Genomic DNA, 217 nt, shown 5'->3' on the forward strand with positions numbered 1-217 from the left:
GTCGATGTGGTCGGTGCCCAGCCGCTTCAGGGAGCCTTCGACGGCGGTACGGATGTTGGCCGGGCCGGAGTCCAGGTTCCATGCGCCGCCGCCGTTGTGGGAGACCAGGCCGAACTTCGTGGCCAGCACCACCTGGTCCCGACGCCCCTTCAGCGCCCGGCCCAGCAGGTCCTCGTTGGTGTAGGGCCCGTAGATCTCGGCGGTGTCGATGAGCGTG

The 217-nt window shown here is 69.1% G+C and carries 1 protein-coding gene; it reads right to left on the reverse strand.

From position 1 onward, the window contains the following. Window positions 1–217 (reverse strand): aldo/keto reductase (locus J0695_RS40160; RefSeq protein WP_206969755.1); only part of this gene is annotated, 217 nt, incomplete at both ends.

Origin of the sequence: Streptomyces beijiangensis, from assembly GCF_017315755.1 — a bacterium.
GTDB lineage: Bacteria > Actinomycetota > Actinomycetes > Streptomycetales > Streptomycetaceae > Streptomyces > Streptomyces beijiangensis.